The organism is Promineifilum sp. (SeqCode) (assembly GCF_041918635.1).
Taxonomy (GTDB): domain Bacteria; phylum Chloroflexota; class Anaerolineae; order Promineifilales; family Promineifilaceae; genus Promineifilum.
Genome location: NZ_JAYRVJ010000052.1, coordinates 1 through 7405 on the forward strand (window position 1 = coordinate 1; position 7405 = coordinate 7405).

Annotated in this window: 7 protein-coding genes; 6 read left to right on the top strand and 1 reads right to left on the bottom strand. The window is 62.1% G+C overall.

The genetic code is table 11. The annotated features are described in order from the left end of the window. The coding region (locus ACE3UY_RS01735) for a TIGR03960 family B12-binding radical SAM protein (protein WP_374685827.1) at nucleotides 1-1724 on the bottom strand (1724 nt) is incomplete at its 3' end. A 527-nt stretch (nucleotides 1725-2251) separates the two neighbouring features. On the opposite strand from ACE3UY_RS01735, the gene ACE3UY_RS01740 reads away from it, so the two are divergent. From ACE3UY_RS01740 to ACE3UY_RS01765, 6 genes are all read left to right on the top strand, one after another. Beyond that, complete coding sequence (locus ACE3UY_RS01740) at nucleotides 2252-2884, top strand: hypothetical protein (RefSeq protein WP_374685828.1); 633 nt, start codon at nucleotides 2252-2254, stop codon at nucleotides 2882-2884. Between the two features lie 237 nt (nucleotides 2885-3121). Further along, nucleotides 3122-3520 (top strand): type II toxin-antitoxin system VapC family toxin, encoded by a 399-nt coding sequence (locus ACE3UY_RS01745; RefSeq protein WP_374685829.1) that lies wholly within the window; start codon nucleotides 3122-3124, stop codon nucleotides 3518-3520. After that, complete coding sequence (locus tag ACE3UY_RS01750; protein ID WP_374685830.1) at nucleotides 3517-3741, top strand: type II toxin-antitoxin system Phd/YefM family antitoxin; 225 nt, start codon at nucleotides 3517-3519, stop codon at nucleotides 3739-3741. The genes ACE3UY_RS01745 and ACE3UY_RS01750 overlap by 4 nt, the downstream gene beginning before the upstream one ends. A 223-nt stretch (nucleotides 3742-3964) precedes the next feature. Then, entirely contained in the window at nucleotides 3965-5503 is a 1539-nt protein-coding gene (locus tag ACE3UY_RS01755; RefSeq protein ID WP_374685831.1) for a serine hydrolase domain-containing protein, read from the top strand. Next, nucleotides 5500-6384, top strand: coding sequence for a 2-oxo acid dehydrogenase subunit E2 (locus ACE3UY_RS01760; protein ID WP_374685832.1), 885 nt, complete (start codon nucleotides 5500-5502; stop codon nucleotides 6382-6384). Before ACE3UY_RS01755 ends, ACE3UY_RS01760 begins: the two co-directional genes overlap by 4 nt. Beyond that, the gene (locus ACE3UY_RS01765) at nucleotides 6344-7219 is read left to right on the top strand and encodes an alpha/beta fold hydrolase (RefSeq protein WP_374685833.1); all 876 of its coding nucleotides are present in this window, start codon (nucleotides 6344-6346) and stop codon (nucleotides 7217-7219) included. Before ACE3UY_RS01760 ends, ACE3UY_RS01765 begins: the two co-directional genes overlap by 41 nt. The last annotated feature ends 186 nt before the right edge of the window (nucleotides 7220-7405 follow it).

Genomic DNA, 7405 nt, shown 5'->3' on the forward strand with positions numbered 1-7405 from the left:
ACGTCGATGTGCTCCCAGGGGAAGACCTCGTCAATCCGCCGCGGCCGGTGGGTGTAGAAGGCCGCGTCCAGCCCTTCCTCGGCCAGCGACGCCTGCCAGGCGTTGCGGGCGAAGTGGTTCTGCCAGGCGTCGAACCTGGCCCCCTTGCGCCAGGCTCGCTCGACCACCTCAGCCATGCGCCGGTCGCCGCGGGTCAGCATGCCCTCGAAGACCGACTCGTCTGGGTCGTTCCAGCGCAGTCGCAGACCGGGGCGGCGGAACTCCTGTACCAGGTAGCTCAGCTTGGCGCGGATGTCCGCCATGCGCCCCATCGGCTCCCATTGGAAGGGAGTGTGGGGTTTGGGGATGAAGGTGCTGACGCCGACATTGACGGCGGCCTTGTTGTGGTGGAAGCGCCGCCCCTCGGCCAGCACCTGTCGCGACAGATCAACGATGGCCGCTACGTCGCTCATCTCCTCCTGGGGGTGGCCGATCATGAAGTAGAGCTTGATCGTCCGCCAGTCGCGCCGGTAGATCTCACGGGCCGTCTCCAGCAGTTGTTCGTGGGTGACGTACTTGTTGATGATGTTGCGCATCTTCTCCGTGGCCGCCTCGGGGGCCAGCGTGAAGCCGCTGCGCTTGCCGTCGCCCAGGTTGTCCATCAGTTGCGTGCTGACCGTCTCGATGCGCAGCGACGGCAGGGAGATGTTCAGCCCCAGCCCGCTGAAGCGCTCGCCGATGCGCCGCGTCAGTTCCAGCACGTGGGTATAGTCGCTGGATGAGAGCGACAGCAGGGCGATCTCCTCGTAGCCGGTCTTGTCGAGGATGCGCTCCATGGCCGCCAGGACTTCTTCGACCGGCCGCTCGCGCACCGGGCGGGTGACCATACCGGCGTGGCAGAAGCGGCAGCCGCGGGTGCAGCCGCGCATGATCTCGATGGGGGCGCGGTTGTGCACCGTCTCGACGAAGGGCACGATGAAGTCGGTGACGGGCGGCGGCAGGACGGGCACGATGGCCTTCAGCACCCTGGGCGGCGCTTCGGGCATGGTGGGGGTAATGGCGGCAATCGTGCCGTCGTCGTGATAAGTTACGGCGTAGAAGCGGGGCACGTAGCAGCCGCGGATGCCGGCCACGTGGCGCAACTGCGTCTCGCGATCGAGGTGGGCCGCGGCGCGCATGGTGCCGATAATCTCCAGCAGCACCTCCTCCCCTTCGCCGATGACGAACACGTCGATGAACGGGGCCATCGGCTCCGGGTTGTAGCAGGCGTGGCCGCCGGCAACGACCAGCGGATACGTCTCGTCCCGGTCGGCCGAGCGCACGGGCAGCCCGGCCAGGTCCATCAGGTTCAGCGCGTTGGTGAACAACTGCTCATAGGGCAGCGTCATCGCCAGCATGTCGAAGTCGCGGATGGGGTGCTTGGTCTCCAGCGAGAAGAGCGGGATGCCGCGGGCGCGCATGGCCGCCTCCATGTCGTCCCAGGGGCAGAAGACGCGCTCGGCCAGCAGGTTGCGGTGCTTGTTGATGATGTCGTAGTGAATCATCCAGCCCAGGTTCGACATGCCGATGTCGTAGATGTCGGGGAAGGCCATCGCCACGCGGTAGCCGACGGTGTCCCCGACAGCGTCCCCGCTGTCGGGCCAATCCTTGACGACCTGGTTCAATTCGCCGCCGGTGTAGCGACCGGGCTTGGTGACGCGGGGGAGGAGGCGTTCGAGGGCTTGTTCGATTTGGTGTGGGGTCATCAAAGTACCTCACGCAAAGACGCAAAGCGCGCCAAGCAGAAAAGCCTGTTGTCTTTCCGAGCGGCGCGATCCGCGGATAGTGTTTCTTCGGCCGGCGACGTTGAGCGGTAATGTGAAGGGTAGTATAGCGGAAGGCGTTGGTCTAGGCATCTCGCGCGCCGGCTTCTATAAGGAGGTTCATCCAGACTGGCTATGGCCGGTATTGCTTTGTGCCTTTTTTCTCAATGTTGACTTACCCAGTAATATCCACCTATACTGAAAGGTACTCTCTCGCGTCTGCCAGAGAAGTCGCGTTGTTACCTCCCTGAGGTATCCAGCCATCGTGCCGTCTATCCGACAGGATGGAGTGATCTTATTCCCGTAACGCCACGATGCCTTCCTGATGGGTATCACCTAGATCCGCCTGCTGACACAACCGATAGACAAGACGATTCCTATGACCCTTGGGCCAGTTGGGACGTTGAACGCTGCCAGCAGGGCGGTCGCCCGCTTCAGTATATGTCTGCGCAAATTAAGGAAGGTGTAGCGTGACTCGTCGTATGTATAAGCTATTGGTCGTTATCGTCTTGCTACTGGTGATCGTGCCGACCGCGTCGGCATCGGTACGTATTGACGATAATGGTCAAGTGCCGTTCTATGCCCGCATCGTTCGCAATGAGATAATCCACAATGGACGGTGGGCCGTCATCGTCTTCTACCGCCAGCCTTCGTGCATTCCGGCCGACTTCAACATGCTCGATTTCTTCGACTTCCCGGATGGGACCAATCTGGGCGCTTTTGATTGCCAGCCGCCGACGACGGATAACGTGACCATCTGGAAGAATGGCCCGGACGTGGACTTCGCGCCGCTCAAGTCCATGTTCCGCGGTCTGGGCGCCGTACCCGTCTGGTTCGTCAAGCTGAATGAGTTGGAAGCGGCCGTGGCCGACGACGTGCTAACCATTGGCGAATTGGCAGGATTGCCCTCGCTGATGCAAGGGTCGGCCAAGGCTTACCGGGAAACCCTCTATCCAGGCGAAAGCCATCCTATAACCGGCGGCTCGATTCAGTTCAACGCCAACGGCTGGCTGGAGGATGGACGCTTTTTTCAGGTACGGGTTAAGTCTGATAGGGATATGACGCGCGTCCGTATCATCTTTAGGCCGGATAGCCCCTTTTGAGAACCGTTTGGCCGGGCTTAAAGAAGTGATGCCTCGGCAACCCTTACGCGGCCCCAATGTAACAGGCGTCGCTACCGATCATCTCCACACGCTGTAACATCGTGAAGCCCGGCCGCCCCCTCGGGCGGTCGGGCTTGGCGACGTGGGGGCGGATACGCGACATAGCTTTGCGCCTTGATTTGCGCATGACAATCCATTATACTACTTGTACATACGTACAACTCGGGTGTGTTGATCATGGATATTGTCATCGATGCATCGGCGCTTATTGCGGTTATGGCAAACGAGTCTCAAAAAGAGACACTTATCCAGTTGACTACTGGAGCCGATCTGATAGCACCCGCATCTGTTCACTTTGAGGTTGGCAATGCTCTGTCCACCATGCTCAAGAGGCAGCGAATCAACGGCGCTCAGGCGCTCGGGCTTCTGGCTCAGTACCAAGCGATACCAGTGCGATTTGTGGAGGTCGAATTGAGCCTGTCCATTCCAATCGCCCAGCGCTTTAACATCTACGCTTATGATGCGTACTTGATACGCTGCGCAGAAAAGTATCGCAGCCCATTGCTGACACTGGATGTTTCTCTTCGCCATCATGCCCAGGCGCATGGCGTGATGGTTTTAGAGGTGGCCAGATGACCATTATCTACACTTACACCGAGGCCCGGCAGAACTTGGCCTCCTTGTTGAATCGAGCCGCGGCTGAAGGCGAGGTTCGCATTAAGCGTCGGGATGGCCGTATATTCGTGGTGAGGCCGGAACGAGTGACCGCTTCTCCGCTGGACATTGAGGGGATCGATCTCGAGTTGACGGCGGAGGAAATCGTGCAGGCCGTCGTCGAGGGGCGACGCTTTTCTTAGTGCTGTTGATGGCCCCAACTGCGAGAATCAGCGCTGTATCGGCGTTTATCGGCATCTCGTTCTTCTCTATACAGCTGCCCTGAAGTCTGGCGTGATTGACAAGTGGGCGCGGAATATTCCATAATAATACGTAGTTCATTGCGGCAGGACGATTCGTAGGGCGGCTCGTTCCTTCGACGCCATCGCCGCCCCTCCACGGGCAGCCACTGAGGGGAGTCCAACAATGACCCGCGATACCTGTGCGACCGCGCCGGCCGCGGCCCGCAATCCGTTTGTCAAGCCCACTTCGAGTCAACCAACTTCCACGAGTGCTCGCTTTGACGCAATCGACGCCTACGTTGAACAACAGATGGGTCGCCTGCGCCTGCCCGGCGTGTCGCTCGCCATCGTCGAAGGCGATCAGATCGTTCACACGCGCGGCTTCGGCCAGGCCCGCCCCGGCGGCGAGACGCCCACGCCGCAGACGCCCTTCTTCATCGGCTCGCTCACCAAATCGTTTACCGCGCTGGCCGTGATGCAGTTGGTCGAAGCGGGCCAAATCGATCTCGACACCCCCATCCAACGCTACCTGCCCTGGTTCCGCGTAGCCGATCCCCAGGCCTCTGCCCAGATGACCGTGCGCCATCTGCTGAACCACACCAGCAGCTTGCCCACGTCAGTGGGCGAACTCGTCCTGGCCGATAGCGACGACAGCCCCGGCGCGGCCGAACGGCAGGCGCGGTCGCTGTCGTCACTTGCCCTGGCCCGCCCGGTAGGCTCGGCCTTCGAGTACAGCAACTCGAACTACCAGCTGCTCGGGCTGATAGTTGAAGCCGCCAGCGGCGAATCATACGCGGACTACGTCCAGCGCCACATCTTCGATCCGCTGGGTATGACCCACACCTACACCTCGCCGGCCCTGGCGAAACAAAACGGCCTGGCGGTCGGACACCAGTTCTGGTTCGGGCTGCCCGTCGCCGCCCCGGACGTGCCGCTGCCCCACGGCGCGCTGGCCGCCGGGCTGCTCATTTCGACAGCGGAGGATTTGGCCCGCTACCTCATCGCCCAGTTGAACGGCGGGCGCTGTGGAGACGCGCAACTCCTCTCGGCCGAGGGAATCGCCGAGATGCACCGCGCCGCCGTGGCCTGCGGCACCGGGGGGCGCAGCCCCTTTGAGCGGCTGCTGGTCAAAGGGATCGATTTGGGCCAATACGGGATGGGGTGGTCGGTCGATCACATCGGCCACACGCAGGTTGTCTGGCACAACGGCACGCTGCCCGACTTCGGCGGCTATTTCGCCCTGCTACCGGAACAGAAGAAGGGCATCGTGTTACTTTACAACGCCAACACCCATTGGTACATGCCGGTGCTCACGGAATTCGGGACAGGCGCAACCGCGCTGCTGGCCGGGGAAGAACCCGGCTCCCCTGCGTTTACTCGCATGCTCCCCTGGATGTTACGCGCTCAGTTGCTCATTCCGGCCTTCCAAATCGCTGACGTTGCCGCCACGTTGCGCCTGAGTAGCCGCCGGGGCGCAGGCCCTCAGCGCCGCCCGAGTACCGGGAAAGCGTGGCGGCTTCACTTCGTGTTCCCGTTCATTCTGAATCTGCTAATCGCCCTGACCCTGAAGCCCTTGTTGAGCAAACGGCGCGGTTACTTGAAGCTTTACATGCCCGATTTTTCGATGATCGCTGCCGTCGGTGGCGTGTTTTCGCTGGTGTGGAGCTTTGTGCGCGCCGTGCTGGTGATCAGCGCGCTGAGGAATAGAGGACGCTTACCATGAATGAGAAACTTGGGTCCTATCACGTCACGGATCTCGCCCCAGGACGCCGCGTGTGGTTGAACACGCTCGATATGGCCTGGTTGCCCCACACCGTCTACGGCCTGTTGGAAGTGGATGTGACGGTCGCCCGGCAGGCCATCGCGGCGTACAAGGCGCGCACCGGGGAGGCGCTCTCCTTCACCGGCTTCCTGGTCTTCTGCCTGGCCCGCGCGGTGGACGAGGACAAGAGCGTGCAGAGCTATCTGAAAGGCCGCAAACAACTCGTCACGTTTGACGACGTTGACGTGGGAATCATGGTGGAAGGGCACGTTGGCGACAGGCGCGCCCTGATGGGGCACGTCATCCACGCCGCCAACCGCAAGACGTACCTGGACATCCATCGGGAGATTCGCGCGGTGCAGTCCACGCCAGCGCCGGCAAACCGCGGCATGCCCAACTGGTATCGTTCGGCCATGTTGCTGCCCTGGCCGCTGTCCGGGCTGTTCAAATCTGTGTTTGGCGCGGTCATGAGCCGCAACCCGGCGCTCGCCGTGTCAATGGCGGGCACGGTCGGCGTCAGCTCGGTCGGCATGTTCGGCGGGGGCCACAGCGGCTGGGGGTTGACGCCCTCATCGCAGACCCTCAGCCTGGTCGTGGGCGGCGCTTCCTGGAAGCCGCTCGTCGTCGAGGGGCGGGTCGAGCCGCGAGAGGTGCTCAACCTGACGCTGGCGTTCAACCACGACATCATCGACGGCGCGCCGGCGACCCGCTTCACGCGGCGGCTGGTGGAGTTGATCGAGGGCGGCTATGGGCTAGACGAGATAGATGGAGCGGCCGATGACTGGGCCGCGGAGGCGAACAATGACAACCATGACCATTCGAGACGTGTCCCTGTTCGTTAAGATCATCGGACAGGGGTATCCGCTACTCCTCATGCACGGCGGCCCCGGCCTCGATCACACCACCTTGCTGCCGCTCGAGCCTCTGGCGGAGCGCTTCACCCTGGTCTTTTATGACCATCGCTGCAACGGCCGCTCGGAAGGGGCCGATGTATCGACCATGACCTGGGAAAACCTCACGGCCGATGCGGACGCGCTGCGCCAGGCGCTAGGCTTTGAGCAGTGGGCGGTGCTCGGCCACTCCTTTGGCGGCAACGTGGCCCTGGAGTATGCGCTCCGCTACCCGCACAGGGTTTCGCATCTCATCTTGATGGATACCTGCGGCGACGCGCGCTGGGCGCGGGACAACGCGCCGGAGCTTCTGGCGCGACGCGGCTTCAGCGCCGCCATCGTGCAAGACGCTCGCCGTTTCTACAACGGCCAGATCACACCGGACGAATTCCTGCCGACCGCGTTGAAGCTGGCTAAAGCGTACGACTACCACCCGAGCTTCCTGTACCACCCCAGCCTCCTGGCGTTGGGCTACCGCCTGGGCTTAGGGCCGCCCATGACCATGCGGCCCGAGGCGCTCATCTTTGGCGGCAGCCGGCTGCTGGCGGGCTGGACGGTCATGGATCGCCTCGGCGAGATCGCAGCGCCCACGCTGGTCTTGGCCGGCCGTCACGACTTCCTGTTTCCGCCGGAACATCAGGCCATCCTGGCGGATAGACTGCCGCATGCGCGGCTGGAGCTGATCGAACATGCCGGGCATAACCCACAAATCGAGCAGACGGCCGAAACGATCGAGGTGATCCAGCAGTTCATGGCAACCGTGGATGTAGTGGCAGTCGCCAATTGAGTGAAGACCTGATAGGTGGGCGGCCACAAGTCTCGTTCGTCTCAGAGACCCATTGGCCGCCCACCTGTCAGGTCTGGGCAGTGGTTGACCGGCGTGTGTACTGAGGCAAAATAGGCCCCTACTTACACACACAGGAAGGTCACCACATATGGCAGTTCTTACCGGAACAGTCGCGCTCGTCACCGG